This window comes from Mesorhizobium sp. Cs1299R1N1 (assembly GCF_037179655.1).
In the GTDB taxonomy this organism is placed as follows: Bacteria; Pseudomonadota; Alphaproteobacteria; order Rhizobiales; family Rhizobiaceae; genus Mesorhizobium; species Mesorhizobium salmacidum.
In genome coordinates this window covers 24,922-38,492 of sequence record NZ_JAPYKR010000019.1, presented here as the reverse complement: position 1 = coordinate 38,492, position 13,571 = coordinate 24,922, and the positions used below count along the sequence as shown (strand labels likewise).

The 13,571-nt window shown below is 60.9% G+C and carries 18 protein-coding genes; 12 read left to right on the top strand and 6 right to left on the bottom strand.

Annotation, left to right across the window (positions count from 1 at the left end):
- Window positions 1-129 precede the first annotated feature (129 nt).
- Window positions 130-384, bottom strand: coding sequence for a WGR domain-containing protein (locus tag O7A70_RS29925; RefSeq protein ID WP_337143576.1), 255 nt, complete (start codon window positions 382-384; stop codon window positions 130-132).
- An 891-nt stretch (window positions 385-1,275) separates the two neighbouring features.
- Here O7A70_RS29925 and O7A70_RS29920 point away from each other — a divergent pair.
- The 4 genes from O7A70_RS29920 (at window position 1,276) to O7A70_RS29905 (ending at window position 3,801) form a co-directional block, all read left to right on the top strand.
- Window positions 1,276-1,863: a hypothetical protein gene (locus O7A70_RS29920; RefSeq protein WP_337143562.1), complete on the top strand. Its 588-nt coding sequence runs from the start codon at window positions 1,276-1,278 to the stop codon at window positions 1,861-1,863.
- A gap of 333 nt (window positions 1,864-2,196) precedes the next feature.
- Window positions 2,197-2,466 carry a type II toxin-antitoxin system prevent-host-death family antitoxin gene (locus O7A70_RS29915; RefSeq protein WP_337143561.1) on the top strand — a complete coding sequence of 90 codons (270 nt, stop codon included), beginning with the start codon at window positions 2,197-2,199 and terminating at the stop codon, window positions 2,464-2,466.
- Entirely contained in the window at window positions 2,463-2,876 is a 414-nt protein-coding gene (locus tag O7A70_RS29910; protein WP_149906115.1) for a hypothetical protein, read from the top strand. Before O7A70_RS29915 ends, O7A70_RS29910 begins: the two co-directional genes overlap by 4 nt.
- A gap of 628 nt (window positions 2,877-3,504) precedes the next feature.
- Window positions 3,505-3,801 carry a DUF736 domain-containing protein gene (locus O7A70_RS29905; RefSeq protein WP_337143560.1) on the top strand — a complete coding sequence of 99 codons (297 nt, stop codon included), beginning with the start codon at window positions 3,505-3,507 and terminating at the stop codon, window positions 3,799-3,801.
- A gap of 114 nt (window positions 3,802-3,915) precedes the next feature.
- Here O7A70_RS29905 and O7A70_RS29900 read toward each other — a convergent pair whose 3' ends face one another.
- Complete coding sequence (locus tag O7A70_RS29900; RefSeq protein WP_337143559.1) at window positions 3,916-4,185, bottom strand: hypothetical protein; 270 nt, start codon at window positions 4,183-4,185, stop codon at window positions 3,916-3,918.
- A gap of 458 nt (window positions 4,186-4,643) precedes the next feature.
- Here O7A70_RS29900 and O7A70_RS29895 point away from each other — a divergent pair, with 458 nt between their 5' ends.
- The gene (locus O7A70_RS29895) at window positions 4,644-5,393 is read left to right on the top strand and encodes a hypothetical protein (protein ID WP_337143558.1); all 750 of its coding nucleotides are present in this window, start codon (window positions 4,644-4,646) and stop codon (window positions 5,391-5,393) included.
- A 91-nt stretch (window positions 5,394-5,484) separates the two neighbouring features.
- Here O7A70_RS29895 and O7A70_RS29890 read toward each other — a convergent pair whose 3' ends face one another.
- A complete protein-coding gene (locus tag O7A70_RS29890) occupies window positions 5,485-6,009 on the bottom strand; it encodes a helix-turn-helix domain-containing protein (RefSeq protein WP_337143557.1) in 525 nt (174 codons plus the stop codon).
- 274 nt (window positions 6,010-6,283) lie between these two features.
- On the opposite strand from O7A70_RS29890, the gene O7A70_RS29885 reads away from it, so the two are divergent.
- From O7A70_RS29885 to O7A70_RS29875, 3 genes are read left to right on the top strand one after another with little or no spacing between them, the layout of a single operon-like run.
- The gene (locus O7A70_RS29885; protein ID WP_337143556.1) at window positions 6,284-6,688 is read left to right on the top strand and encodes a hypothetical protein; all 405 of its coding nucleotides are present in this window, start codon (window positions 6,284-6,286) and stop codon (window positions 6,686-6,688) included.
- A gap of 55 nt (window positions 6,689-6,743) precedes the next feature.
- Window positions 6,744-7,058, top strand: a complete 315-nt coding sequence (locus O7A70_RS29880) for a single-stranded DNA-binding protein (protein ID WP_337143555.1) — start codon at window positions 6,744-6,746, stop codon at window positions 7,056-7,058.
- 2 nt (window positions 7,059-7,060) lie between these two features.
- Window positions 7,061-7,432 (top strand): hypothetical protein, encoded by a 372-nt coding sequence (locus O7A70_RS29875; RefSeq protein WP_337143554.1) that lies wholly within the window; start codon window positions 7,061-7,063, stop codon window positions 7,430-7,432.
- 258 nt (window positions 7,433-7,690) lie between these two features.
- Here the strand turns inward: O7A70_RS29875 and O7A70_RS29870 are convergent, their stop codons facing one another.
- Together O7A70_RS29870 and O7A70_RS29865 are read right to left on the bottom strand one after the other, a co-directional pair.
- On the bottom strand, window positions 7,691-8,119 hold the full coding sequence (locus tag O7A70_RS29870) for a hypothetical protein (RefSeq protein ID WP_337143553.1): 429 nt from the start codon (window positions 8,117-8,119) through the stop codon (window positions 7,691-7,693).
- 10 nt (window positions 8,120-8,129) lie between these two features.
- Window positions 8,130-8,330, bottom strand: coding sequence for a hypothetical protein (locus O7A70_RS29865; RefSeq protein WP_337143552.1), 201 nt, complete (start codon window positions 8,328-8,330; stop codon window positions 8,130-8,132).
- A gap of 85 nt (window positions 8,331-8,415) precedes the next feature.
- On the opposite strand from O7A70_RS29865, the gene O7A70_RS29860 reads away from it, so the two are divergent.
- Together O7A70_RS29860 and O7A70_RS29855 are read left to right on the top strand one after the other, a co-directional pair.
- A complete protein-coding gene (locus O7A70_RS29860; protein ID WP_337143551.1) occupies window positions 8,416-9,096 on the top strand; it encodes a ParA family protein in 681 nt (226 codons plus the stop codon).
- On the top strand, window positions 9,093-9,503 hold the full coding sequence (locus O7A70_RS29855) for a hypothetical protein (RefSeq protein WP_337143550.1): 411 nt from the start codon (window positions 9,093-9,095) through the stop codon (window positions 9,501-9,503). Before O7A70_RS29860 ends, O7A70_RS29855 begins: the two co-directional genes overlap by 4 nt.
- A gap of 64 nt (window positions 9,504-9,567) precedes the next feature.
- Here O7A70_RS29855 and O7A70_RS29850 read toward each other — a convergent pair whose 3' ends face one another.
- A complete protein-coding gene (locus O7A70_RS29850; protein WP_337143549.1) occupies window positions 9,568-10,407 on the bottom strand; it encodes a hypothetical protein in 840 nt (279 codons plus the stop codon).
- Window positions 10,408-10,785: 378 nt separating this feature from the next.
- Between O7A70_RS29850 and O7A70_RS29845 the strand changes: the two genes are divergently transcribed.
- Window positions 10,786-11,199 (top strand): hypothetical protein, encoded by a 414-nt coding sequence (locus tag O7A70_RS29845; protein WP_337143548.1) that lies wholly within the window; start codon window positions 10,786-10,788, stop codon window positions 11,197-11,199.
- A 584-nt stretch (window positions 11,200-11,783) separates the two neighbouring features.
- Window positions 11,784-13,448: a relaxase/mobilization nuclease domain-containing protein gene (locus O7A70_RS29840; protein ID WP_337143547.1), complete on the top strand. Its 1,665-nt coding sequence runs from the start codon at window positions 11,784-11,786 to the stop codon at window positions 13,446-13,448.
- The last annotated feature ends 123 nt before the right edge of the window (window positions 13,449-13,571 follow it).

The following is a 13,571-nucleotide window of genomic DNA, read 5'->3' as shown; positions in this document are numbered from 1 at the left end:
CGAGGACGACGACGGCGATCTTGTCGAGATCGGTTCACGGAGGTCAGCTACGAATAGCGTCTCCATAGGCATCGTGGCGTGTGCGCTCACGGTGAGCTTTTGCGGGATCCCGCTTTGTTGTCGCCCGCTTTAGGCAGGATCACAGCCATAATAGCCGCGCCGGCGCTTGGCACGCTGAAGCTTCATTGACTCAGTCGCGGCATCGTCGTCGCTATCAAAGGTTTCCATCATCGACTGGCCGTTGGTTCCAATCCGGCCCCAGTTACGGATGACCGATGCCCCACCGAATAAGGTCGGCTGGATGGAGAGCGTATAGAAGCGCCGCATGTTCTGCGACGAGTCTATGCGGCGAAGATGAACCGGCCCTGTCTCTTCGTTTTGCATGGCTGGAACTTCGCGTTCTTTGAAAGCGGCGTCCAACGCGTTCTTTGAATCAAACCGGCTCGACCGATTCGTTGCGGTTATGAATCGTCAGCCACGGGTATCCTAGACGCCAGCGCTTGAAGCCCGTTGGTTCGCCCATGAAATGCATCACCGCTTCCAGTGACAGCCGCGTCAGTTCTCGCTCTTCTCGTCTTTACGCTTCCGGCGGCCGGTGCGGTCCGGTCGGGGGGCTGCAACCGACCGCATTCGAGCTTCAGCGATGTACCGAAACGCCTTCAGCAGCATAGGCAAAGGGGATGCTCCCGACTCGAACTCACGCCGGCAGCAGCTTCGCCGCAGCTCGCCGTGAACGACACAATGAAGCCCGCCGATGCGGATGCGCCCACCACCGGGGCGCTCCGGTCAACGACTGCGCTCTCGCACCAGACTGAAGCCTGCACCGTTCCAGCGCCGGGCCAGGTCCTTCTCGACAAGGCGATCACCGACCGATCTTCAGTTGGCGGCCAAAGCGGTCCTCCATCTGCCCGCCAGCGGGCCGTCAGGCTCCCTCCGGAAGACTGGGGGCTCGCCCCAAGGGCTTCCTGTTCCAGGGCTTCCGCTGTCGGGGCCCTTGCCGGTTTGCCCTTCTTTTTTGCCGCGGTCTGAACCTGCGGCCGGGCGTTTCAAGGCCGCTTCGCGCCGCGGGGCGGCCGGACCGCGCCGTCCTCAGCAAAGCAGGCCCGTGCGCCGCGCGAGGTCAGTCTGACCTGCTCGCGCACAAACCAGCTTCGCTCGTCCCGGCGGGCCCGGACCCTGAAACGCCCGGCTTGCGCCGGTTCCTTTTGACCGCACCGAAGGGCAAGCCGGCAAGGGCCGGCACCGCTTCGGAGGAAGCCAGGAAAGGAAGAACCGATGGCCAAGCCCGCAACCCAGTCCCGCAAATCCGCACGCGTCGTGCCGCTCCGAAAGGGCGCAACAGTCGAAATGGTCCTGCTCACTTGCCCGGACGTCGCTCAGGCGATGCGGATCGCTGAAAGCTTCGGAACGGCTGTGGTCGACGCCGACGGGATCCGTGACCTGCACCAGCGCCTGATCATCGAGACCGCCGACAGCCTTTCTGAGGGGCTCGGCGAACGGGCGATGCAGATTCACCTCCAGCGCATCGTCGGCGCCTATGTCGGGTCCGCGCACGGCGCCGGCCAGTTCTACTCCCGCGCCGTCACCGAGGCTCGCGATGCCACCGCCAAGGCGGCCAATGACGCTCGCGACGAGGATCTCGACGGCCCGGTCGGATATGACAACGCCGCACAGCGCAAGCGCGAATTCGCAGCCGACATGGGCATCCAGGCCCACTCGCTCCGCATGGCAGCGGAAGGTGCAGTTGCTGCCTACGAACAGATCGTCGGCGAGCAGTGGAAGCCTTTCGAGCGTCCCGTCGAAAACCCCGGCCAGGCCATCGACCGCAAGGCGGCCGAGCAGCAGATGTCGGCTCTCGGCTGAGCTGTCGCTTTGGGCAAGGCTCAGGCCTTGCCCATCGTCCCCGGCCATCGCGCGGATCCGCCGTCGCAACTTGTCGTACTGTGACGTCGCTTCTACGCCGCCGGCCTGCCCGCCCCGCCGAGCGCTGGCAGATCAGCCAGATATGCCCGGTTGGATCGAAGATCGAGGCGGCTGTCCAGCCCCCGGCGCTCTTCATCTGGCCGCGCAACGTAGCCGAGGTGGAAGAGCTTGAAGATGGGCTTGCATGGGTCACGCTCACGGAGCGGTTCAAGGCTTGCGATTTAAAGCGAGTGTTGTAATATACAGCAATAACAGCAAATGCAGGAGACTGAGATGGCGAAACCCGGTGGCACCTACTCGACCAGTGACCTGTCGCGCAAATCCGGTGATATCATCGCTGAGGCCATGCGCCATCCTGTGACCATAACGCAGCGAAAAAAGCCGCGCCTGGTGCTTCTCAACATTGAAGACTATCGGCGCCTGCGCGGCAGCGCGGACAGGCGCGCCGTCGGCACAATCGACACCATGTCCGACAGCCTGCTGGAGGAGTTCGAGAACGCGGTCGAGGCCTACGCCGATTCAGAAGAGATGGTTCAGCCGTGAGCTTCGAAGATATCCAAACGGCCAGCGTTATCCGCTATCCCTATTTGTGGGCACGGGAAGCGGCGAGCGGTGAAACAGAGGGCCGCAAGAGCCGGCCCGTCGTGGTGGGCGTCCGCCTGGTCCGCGCCGAAGGCGACCTGGTCCTGTTTTTCCCGATCACCACCAAACAACCTGGGCCGGGCGGCTTCGCTGTGGAACTGCCCGATATCGAGAAGCGCCGAGCCGGCCTCGATGCCGCGCTGCGGCTCTGGATCATTTTTGACGAGTACAACACTGATATAGTTGGTCAGTCGTTCTATCTTGAACCCGATCCGCCGCTCGGGCGGTTGAGCAAGGCGTTCTTCCTGCCCTTGGCCCGCGAGTTCATCGCCCGCCGAAAAGGCTTGGTTGGAGTGAGGCGAACGCGTTAGCCAGGTTCGGCCGCCTGTCGAGACCTCGACTGTTGGGCGCGTGTCTGATGGCCTGCCAGCGCGCAGGACCAGCTTGAAAAGGCGTTCGATGTCGCCGCCCGCCACTGCGCTCGGGTCAGGTCCGCGATACGGCAGGAGGCTAAACGGGTGTTACTCACCACCCGTGCCACGCGGCCCATCGCCATGCGCCGTTAAGCTGATCTGCCAGGAGCGAAGTGGCGAGGCCCGCCTTCCTTCCGGTCGCAGTCAGCGGCCTGGCGCGAAACAAGGTTGCGCCTGATCTCCGGCATGTGGTCGTCGTTCGGATTTCGGCGTCATGAGCCTGGGACGTCTCATCCATGAAGCTGCCCTAGGTACGTCCACTGCGGCCTTTCTTGCTGGCGTTTCTCACACCGGGTTCGCCCGCGAAGCAGCCCGACCTCGATCCCGCAACGGCGCGACGCCGACCTTCTTCCCCGCCGTGCTCGGCTGACGCCTGCGCGCGGCTTCCTCGCGCTGCCAAGAAGCTCGCCCCTGCGCCGCCCTCCATTTCATTTCGGCCCTTCGGATGCGGGTCGGTCGCCCGGTGTTCTCCGATCGCCATCAAGGCCGCGATGGTCGCGACCTGATACAGCAAAGGAGAAGACAAATGGCTCAGATCGGCACTTTCACTCGCAATGAAGACGGCTCGTTTGCCGGAGTGATCAAGACGCTCAACCTCAACATCAAGGCCCGCCTGGTGGTGGCCGAGAAGGAAAGCGACAAGTCGCCGGACCTTCGCGCCCTCGCAGGTCCCATTGAGATCGGTGCGGGCTGGAAGAAGACCGCCAAGGACACGGGCCGGGAATATCACTCGGTCAAGCTCGACGACCCGAGCTTTCCCGCTCCGATCTACGCCAGCCTCGTCGAGAACGAGGACGCATATGCCCTCATCTGGTCGCGCTGAGGCGGCCACTGTTGGAAGCGGCGCTCCACCTCGGGGCGCCGCGATCCGGTAAAGGACGCCTCAAAAGTGTCCCCCAGCGAAATTCCGCTAGAAGGCACGCCACGACAGGGCCTTCTATCGGAATTCGCCGCCTGAAGGATTGGCCGCGCTCGCTTGCTCAAAGGCGCCGAACTGAGCGCCTGGTTCGGGCAGGCTGAGCAAAAATGATCCCGTCATTAGTGCTCCATCGTGGCGGCTCCCGCGATTGAGCTTGGGCCTCTCGGTGCCAAGAACCACGTTCGTCTGCGCCTGATTTTGTCGAACCGACACGTTGGAACCAAGGGTTCTTAAAGTGGCGTTGACCGCATGAAGGTGAAGCCTCTTATCCGGCGGTGCCTCGATCATCGGTGATGGTTGCGACCTTTGCGCTCCTGTATGTGCTTCACCTTGAACGTGCCGAACCCCGGCACATTCGTCCCCGCCCGTTCTGGCGGCTTGCGTGATCTGTCGGAACAGGAGCGGCGCGGACCTGACAATTGTCAGGCACCGGACAGCCCGCAATACCGACTTTGAGGAGAACGCCTTGTCAGGCGGCGATCTCAACGACTCGCAATCTGCCGAATTTTGATACTTTACTTTGGATGTCGCGCCTTGCAATCATGCCAAGCGAGTCTGAACGGAGGGTGCAACCGAGCACAAAAAAACCGGCGCGGAGGCCGGCTTTTCCAGGGAATAGGCTACAGGAGTTGGCGCTCCTGATCTCGCCCGAAGATTATGCGAGACGGTAGCCGGTCCTTCCCGACATTGCAAGAGAAATTGCGCTTCCGCGCCACGGCTTTGTACGGCCTGGCGAGAGGAAAGAGATGGATCTGTATTCAACGTTGAGCCTATGGCTCACGAACATCCGGGCATTGGTCGAGTTGGACGACTTTTGCCGCCAGATATGGAAGCTCTACGGCGAGGAATCGTTGGGCGAGGATGATGCGGAGCGGCTTTGCGAGAAGGCTGCCCAGCACCGCGCCAACCTCAACAGGGCCCGCGCGGATGGTAGCGCGCTGCCTCGCTCATGTTATCCGCAACGGCCCCGCAGCCAGCGAAGCCGGCGCGAGGCTGCCCGCGGCCGACGAGATCCTGTGCGATGGGCGCGCAAACGGCGTCTCGCCCGCATGCAGGCCGTCCGGCCCGAGTTCGCCGGCGAATTCACCGAAGGGGAGAGCGCCGCTCTCTACATCGTCATGTCGGACTGCCGACGGCACGGCAAATGCGACCGATCGGTGAAGGAGATCGGCGATCGCGCCGGCGTTGGGCCGACCACCGTCCGGAATGCGCTGCGCAAAGCCAGCACGCTCGGTTTGCTGCGCGTCACGCAACGCAGGCAATGGCGAGCCAGGAACCTTCCCAATCACATTGTGGTCGTGCATCGTCGTCAGATCGACTGGATTGCGAAATTTCGGCCCAATCTCGGCCTGAAATCTTACCCGACAGGCTTCAAAAAAGCGGTGTCCACAGGAAGCTTCCGCAATAGACTCAGCAGCCGACCGTTTAGCCCCAGATCCGACGGCGCTTCCGGCGGCTTGAAGCCATTCTCTGGTCACGATTGGTCGACCGGCTGACGGCCGAGGCCGCAAAAACCGCGACAGCAGAGCAACCTGAAAGGCCGCAAGAGGCTGTTGCAAAGCAGCCTTGGGGAATCGGCCGCGCCAATCAGGCCGGTTGGTGCTGGCTATCAGATTCCTGAAACAGGAAGGTCGCCGGATCGCGACCGAGCGCCTCGCCGACGGCGGCGATCGTATCGACACTGACATTGCCGGCCGCACGCTCGAGCTTGGTGAAAGTGATGTCAGAGACACCCAGGAGCTCAGCCATTTGATAGCGGACCAGATTGCGGCGCTCACGCTCGCTGTTGATGATGGCGGCGAGGCGCGTGCGAATGGATTTTTCGGTGAGTTTGTGCGCCCAAGGTTCTACCTCAGCGCCGCCGCCCAGAAGTGTCGCGATCGACACCTGGAGCGCCTGGGCCATGTGTTCGAGGGTGCGCAGCGTCACGTTGTTTCGCTTTCTTGTGGTCCGAATGTACGTGCGGTACGCGAGCCCTTGACCGGGTGCCGTTTTGAACAGTTCCGCCATGTCTTGATGGCGAAGCTTTCGCTTACGGCGCTCGGCGTCGAGAAACGCCGCGATATTGTCTCGAAGGGGGTTGTTCACCCCGCCCGCTTCATTTGGCAGCATAAACCTATGTATTCGCACGATCCCGCCTGTTCGGTCTGCCCTTTTCCTGAACCAAAATCCATAGTAAAGTGTCAAAAAGCGTCACAAGAAAAGGGCCACGACCGTGCTGAAATATCTCGTTGTAGGCGCTGCCGCTCTCGCGGGCGCCGCGTCTCTTCCGTCCAAATCACTCGCATCCGAGTGGGGGTGTCAGGTCCTCCTTTGTCTGTCCGGTGACTGGCAGGGCACGCCCTCTTGTCATCCACCAATAGATCGGCTGATCGGAGCCATGGGATTGCCGGGCTTTTCGTGGCCGACTTGTCCGCAGGCCAACTCGTCGGGCGCCCGCTACGAGCCGTACGAGGCTTGCCCGCAGGGGTGGACGCCTTACGCGCCGGCTACCGACCGGCCGGGGCAAGGCCAAGCCAGCATGTGCCGAATCGCGGCGGGCAATCTCGGTCAGCTTGCCAGCTTTGGAATGCAGCATGGTCGGGCCGACGGAAGCCCGACTGGGACCATTCAGCTCGGCGACCGCACCGTGCAGGTCCAAGTTACCTATATTTCCAGCGGAGCGCATAACGATCGAACGACCACCTATTACGACATTCAACGCCCGCGCCGCGCAAAGCCTTACTACATCGATTACGACGACACGAATGGGCTGCGGCAGCGCACCTGGTTCAACCTTAGCAGACCATAATCCCAAGTCACCCCGGGCGGCTAAATTAGTTCCATCAAAAGAGGCAGTTACCCAGATGAAAAGCGTCAACAGGTTCACCATTCATGGCAATGTCGGGTCGGTGGCCGGCTTCGACAAAAGCACGAGGGTCAACATCGCCACCAATCGCAATTGGCGGGACGAACAAGGCCTTCCCAAGGAAGCCACTGACTGGGTCCAGGTGACGGTCCTGGAGGAGAAGCAGGCCACCTGGGTGGCAGAAAACGCCAAGGCCGGCGATGTCGTCTTCGTCGAAGGCCGTATCAGCAACAACTCTTTCCAACGCAACGGCGAGACAGTCTATACGACGGATCTTATCGCCTCCACTTTCAACGTTTTTCCGAAGCCGTGATCATGTTCAATGCGGGAGCCTTTATCATGGCGGCGGCATCGGGAACATTGGTCGGCATAAGCGGTACGCTGGCTCTTTATCCGACACAAGACCAGCTCTCCGCAGCGATTGCGTCCGAGCCGGCGCTGTGTGCGAAATTGGTCGCAGCCGGCCTTGAGATTCCATCGCCGGCCGAGGCCTTGGAAGCTTTCCGGCGAGCAAAGAGTTCTGATCAAGTGACGCTGCGGCTGGGAGAGTGCTCCAAGAACACCATGGGACCTGGGGTGCAATGCACCGTGAAATACAAGCTTCGCGCTTCCTGGAAAGACGAAGGTGATGGCGTGGTCGCTTTCTCCAAGGGACCTGATGGCTGGCAAGTGGTGCAGGTTCAATGATCGTCTGACTGTGAACGTCTGCTTTCCGGGGTCGATCAGCAAACCGCGAAATCCTTCCTGCAGTGATCGCCCGCTGGTGGCACTTGGCTTCTTCCACCCGCAATCCGGTCCCGTCGAAGGATCTTCTTCTGTGTCGCCGCAATTCCCATGGCCAAAGAGCCGGAGCCGGAGCGCGCCCCCAATAGCGCCGTAGGGACGGCGGAGGCCGGAGATGATGGCCCGCTAGCAGTTCGTACGGTGCATGGCCTGGAGCGACGCTCACTTGTGCGGGGTGCAGTACACGCCTTGGGATTCCAAAAGGACGGCGCCGCCCTTCAATTCCGTCAGAGCGCCGACCCAGGCATCGGAATAGGTGCGGCTGGCATCTACCGCCGTCAGCCAGATGACCCGATTGTCGGCGAGTTCCACCTTGACTTCGCTTTGCAGAGGACTGGCTTCCACTGTTTGCTGATAGTGCCGCTTGATGCGGACATTCCCGTTCGCAAACTCGATGTTGTTGTTGTCGTAATTGAGCAGGAATGGAGCATCTCCTTTGGCCAGCTTGCAGGAGCCGTCGCGTTCACACACAATTTTCGCCGCCGTCTCGCAATTCCATCGCAGTCCGGCGGGCCACATCGGATTGCCGTCGCTCTTGGACTGATCGCCTTGAGCGGCGGCGCCGACGCTCGCAGCCGCCGCTGCGGCCACCAATATCTCCCTAACCATCCGCTCTGCACGCCTCGCTGTTAGGCACGATCAAAATCAGATCGCGCCGGCGCATCATGCCGACGGAGGCAAGGGCGCTGTAATGCGCCAGCGTGGCGGCTGCCGAATCAAGAGCGGCGTCGCAGCCGTCTCGCACCGAAATCTCAGCTAAAGCTGCCCTGAAAATGGTTGCCCTGTCCGGTTGATCGCTCATAAATTGACACTACACTTTGGGTACGGGTATGACAATGCCGGTAGGCGATTGACATTAAAGCGGTTCATCAGAGGTCCCCTGAACTATGATCATATCTGCCGCTATCGCCAAAGGTGGCACTGGCAAATCGACCCTGCTGCGCGCGCTCGCATCGGTTGCTCTCGAGCGCGGCTACGCGGTGACCCTCATTGACGGCGACGTTCGCCAAAACATGAGCCGTTGGGCACAGATGCTCAAGGAGGCCGGCAATCGTCCCGAGACACTGCAGCTCGTCAGCGCCACGACGCCGCGCGAGATCCTGGAGGCGGCAGAGCTGCACAATGGTGATCGCTGCGTGGTGCTGATCGACACCGAAGGCACCACGAATGATAATCTCATGGCCGGGCTATTCGCCGCCGACATTGTCGTGGTGCCGATCTTTTTCGCGCTCGACGACGTCACCGCCGCAATCCAGATCACTGACCACTACATTCCGCTCGCGGTCGAAACGCGTGGGCGGCCGCTGCCAGCCGTGTTTGTCCTGACAAAACAGACCATCATTGATGCGAAGGCGAGAGCATTGACAGAACTGCGCGCAATCATTCAGGCGAACGGCACGCCGATCGCCGAACATGCGCTGCAAAACCGTGTTGCCTATCGGGACCTACAAAGCGGCCAGACACTTTACAGCCCAAATCAGCCTGATGCGAAGGCAATTGCCGAAAGTGAAGGGGTCTTTGATGACGTTCTCAAGACCTTCATCGAAGCAATGAGGAAGGCCGCATGACCGAGAAAAGCACACCCGAGACACAAGTCGACAAGAAGGCTCGCATGATGCGAGCGATCTCCACACAGCCGCCGACGCTGCCGAGCATGTTCATCGCTCCGAAATCCGATCCCGCCCCTCAGCCGCTTACAGCCGCATCATCGGCGGCACCGGAGCTTGAAACTGCATCGGTGCCGCCCAGCCCGGACTTCCGCAAGATGCTGCGACAGGGCCAGAAGAAGGATCCGGTTGCTGGCAAAAGGATTCGCGAAGAGGAAATGGTACGCTGCGGCTATTACCTTACAGCCGGGGAGCAGCGCCAATTCAAGCTGCTCGCGATCAGCAATGGCCACAGCATGACCGAGTTGCTGCGCAAGGCGGTGCAGGACTACATCGAGACCCACAAGCACAAACTGCCGAACGATTAGGGCAGCGGTCTGGCTGCTAATGAGGACCGCCTGTCTGTGCGGCCTCGGTGACGGAATTCAATGGCTAGTGTTTGGAAATCTGCCGTCTCCCGAATGCACGCACTCCGCCTGCTTGTGGTCGGTCCGGGAGTTCAAGCTTTGGCGCTTCTGGAGAAGGAATTGCCTTGTAGGCTTCGATCTTGCGTTGCCAGTCATCGGCAGCTGCACTTGCCGTCGGCTCGTCAACATAGCGTTCGCCTTCGACAATCGCGCCCGCATCTAATCGCGGTGATGTCCCAGGAAGCGTGGGGGCCATCTTGTCCCACGCGAAGCCCGCAGCAATGATGGGAGCCAGTTCTTCACTGGAGCCGCTGAGAATCACCTTACGCCCGTCCTTGAAGACAACAGCCGCCAAAGTTTTCTGACCGTTTTTTGCTGCCTGAGCGCCCATAAGCGCACCGAGTGGACCTAAAATTGCCGCACCAGCAAGCCCGTACGCCACGGCGCTGCCCGTTGTGTTGTCAGTCGAGATAAGTTCGGCGCGGGCTATATCTCGCAAGGCGACTTTTTCCTCCCGCGTAAACCCCACACGAAACTCCATGTGGCTCGGCCGCGGGTTAAACACGCCACCGCATTTAACCAAAATTCCGGTGGGCCAATCACCACTTATGACTTTGAGCATTTCCCGCTTCTCGTTCTGCGTGCGGATCAGTGTGCGCCCATCTCGGCGACAAAAAATTAAAAAGCCAACGGAGATCAAATCCTCATAGCATTCGCGGTTAATAGAGGGAAAACGAGGTTGGTCATTCTGTACTATGATCAACAATGGAGCACGCTGCTCATCGGACAGGTATCGGGGCAGTCCTGAAATTGCGCTGGCAGGGCGAATTGTCGCCTTGAAGGGACATTCCGAACAGTCGATCACCCCTATCTGCGATGACCACGTCGAAGCCGCGATCTTGCAACCGACGCATCTAGCTCACGCGAGAGCCCCGGCATATTTCCCGCTCGTTGCGATTTGTCTCCATGTTAGCATAATGATAGCGCAGCAAGGAAACATGTTACGGCAGAGACATATCAACGATGGGACTTGTCGATAAGTTAAAAATGCACAATGTCTCCAAACGTCGATGTTTATTTGATCCGCACATTCAGTGTAATGGGGAGCTAGTGCTAATGGTGGCTTCAGGGAAGTGTGTGTATTTCTATGAAGGATTGTTTTTGTATTTGGCAGGATAGCCTTTTTTGTGTTACACACGAAAAAGGCGGCGCGGCCCAAGGGCCTTAGCGCCCGCAAGCGGGCTTGAAGATGCGACCCAACAACCACGAAACAGAAACCCAGAATGCATCCCGTCGCTATGGCGAGGTCCTGCACGTGCGGTTCTCAGGCGTCGAAATGGAGCGGCTGCGCGCCATCGCTGATCGGGAGTCGGTGACGGTCAGCGAAGTCGTTCGCCGCCTTGTGAGGACCGAGGCTGGCTTTCTTCCGGCTGCGACGGGCGAACTGCGACCCTCTATTGAGGAGGCCACCGACCAGCTTCGCCGTGTGGGTGTGAATTTCAATCAGGCGGTCCGCGCGATGAATGAGGGCCGGGTGCCGTATGACGAAGACCTCGAGCGTGCCTTGATCGCCGTTGGCGAGCTCGTGCGCCGGTTCCGGGAAGAATTAAAGGCGATGATTGCGAGGCCGCGCAAACGAAGGGAGGTCAAGGCATGAGCGGCCGCCTTGCCGGATATGCTGCCGAGATCGAACGCTATTTGCGCATACCGGGCGCTGGCGATCTCGAGGACCTTTATGATGACAAGCTTTTGAAATCGAGCCGTCGGGAGACGGCCGATCTTAAAGCGATGAACTTGCATGCGAGTGGCGTCGCCGCAGGTCGCGGGCCTTTGCCCCAGGTTGGCGGGAAATGGTCGACGACGAGCGCGAACCATCCAGGAGCGAGCCCCGGCATTAAAAGGGCCCCTGTTTCGGCCACAGGCCGGGGAGGGGTCGCCCGCGCGATACCGCTGTCTGCTAGACCGCAAGGCACCAGCGAGAGTTTGCGCTCCATGGACGCCAAAGCGGCGATAGCGATTTTTCGCCTCGCACTCGGAGCTTTCGTCAAGGAAGAGGAAGAAGAATGGCGGCGCCGAAGCGGTGGCGGCGGAAGGTCGGACGCGCTCCCGTCCGCTCGACACCTCGCGCGGCCGACGCGTCAGGCGAGGGCCGGTGCCGGACGCGCGGCCTATGCCGCCGGCGCGCAGCCGGCTGTGTTCAAGGTCTTGTCGAGCGCGGCCAATGGTAACCAGGCCGCCGCCTTGCTCGCCTATATCGGCACGCGCGAAACTGAACTCGGCGGGAAGCGTGACATCGAGATCTTCACCGATAGCGGACAGGGGCTCGCCAATGCGGAGGATCGTCGCGGCTTTCTGCGTCAATTCGCGCAGACATTCGAGCCGCAACTTGAGAATACGAATTTCATCGAAGTGCGGTTCGAGCTCGGCGGCGACGTCTCGGACGAGGCGCTTTCCGCTGCCTTAAATGCGGCCTTCGGATCGAAACCGTTCGTCTATGCACGCAAGGGCAACACCGTCAATGTCTATGGCCACACCGAGGAACGCGCCGGACCGCTTGCCAAGGTTCTTGCAGCCGGCCGAGCAAATTCGCGCAGCAAAGCGCTCGACAAGATCGAAGCCGGCTTGCGCGAAGCCCTGGGTAACGCCGGTGTTCGCGCGGCGGCGGAAGTGACGGCGGCCGTCGGCAACGAGCGTAAGGCGCAATATTTTCTCCAAAAGTTCATTCGGTCGCACAAGCAGGCTCGCCAGCCGAATGGACAGGAGGTTGCCGGCAAACAGCCGATGAAGGCAGCCGCAGCAATCTATGAGCAATGGCGGCCGCAACTGTCCGGCCGGGAGCGCCGCAACGTCTATCACCTGCTCTTCTCTGCTCGAGCCGGCACGGACCCGCATGCCATCATGGCGGCCGCGCGTGCCGTGCTCGAGGAGCGCGCGCCAGGGCACAAGTTCGTGCTCGCACACCATGCCGAGACGAAGCACGTCCATATCCACGCCATGGTGCAGGCGCGGTCGGCCGACGGCGAGCGGCTGACATTCTACAAGGCGGATCTCCATGCCTGGCGGGAAGCCTACGCGGAGCAGGCGCGCCAACGCGGTATAGCGATGGTCGCAACCCGCCGATACGATTACGCGACGAGCCGACCGTACACGAAGGAACATGCAGGCGCCTACAAACGCGCGCAGAACGACCCGCGCTACCAAGTCAGTGACAAGACGGTCGCGCGCGTGGAGGATAAGCGGCAGCGTCGAATTGACCGCGGATTGCTCGTTGCCAGTGGCGCGGCGATCGCCGGCATGTGGCAGCAGACCGCCGCCGTGATGCGGGCGGCTGGCGTGACCGGCCAAGCGCTGACTGCAGCCGAGGCGATCGGCAACAATGCGCTCCAGATTCATCGGACAGGCGAGAAGCCGGCCGCTGCTGTCACCAAGGGTGCCGCGGGACCGCGGCGATCGTCGTTCTTGTCCCATCCCGGCATGAAAGAATTGACCAGGCTGATAGGAGCTAGCGAAATGGCACAGACACCTTTGGAAATGCGGCAGAAGATGGCGCGTGTGAACCAGGCATTGGATCAGATGCGAGACACGCTCCCCAACGCCGAGCAAACCCGCTTCGAGCAATACCGCGATGGCGTAAACGACAAGATGCACGATCGTCTCGCCCGCCTCCAGTACGAGCAGCAAAAGGGCGCAGGCGGAGCCGGGGACGCCGCGCCCGAAAGAGAAGCCCGCGGCCGCGATTTGCCGACCCGAGAAGATACGCGTCAGCCCGAGACGTCGGAGCGGCAGGCCGAGAAGGCACGACAACGCGTTCAGCAGCAGAAGGATTCAGCCAAGCAAAAGGGCCGACAGGCCGACGAGCAGGACCGCAAGACGCAACGTAGCCAGGGCGACGAATACGAGCGCTAGCACGTCTGCCGAAAGGGCCCCCTTTCGGAGCGAAGACATGCTTAAAATTCGGGAATTTGCATATGAGGTTGCCCCAACATGAGTCCGAAGTCGCTGTAGCATTTGAGGTTTTTTCAGAGACGG